Source organism: Proteus myxofaciens ATCC 19692 (assembly GCF_001654855.1).
Classification (GTDB): Bacteria; Pseudomonadota; Gammaproteobacteria; order Enterobacterales; family Enterobacteriaceae; genus Proteus; species Proteus myxofaciens.
The window spans coordinates 1-225 of record NZ_LXEN01000253.1 but is presented as its reverse complement, the minus strand read 5'-3'; the positions used below and the strand labels follow the sequence as shown (position 1 = coordinate 225).

1 protein-coding gene is annotated in these 225 nt (G+C 24.9%); it reads left to right on the top strand.

The features are described 5' to 3' along the window. On the top strand, positions 1 to 225 hold a 225-nt coding region (locus tag M983_RS17225; RefSeq protein WP_157092001.1), incomplete at both ends, for a DUF4917 family protein.

Sequence of the window (225 nt, the reverse complement as noted above, 5' to 3'; positions counted from 1 at the left end):
ATTTTCTCGCGCTAATTTAGATCTGCATATAAAAGAGATTTTTAATTCATTCAAATCAAAAGATTTTGAATATATTCTAAGAAAATTCTCTCAAGCTAATGTGATTAATAATATATTTAATATTGATTGTAAGGATATTAACACTGCCCATTCTTTAGTCAAAAAAACATTAATCAATACTGTTAGAAACATACATCCTTGTATTGATGAAGTACGCTGTAAAAT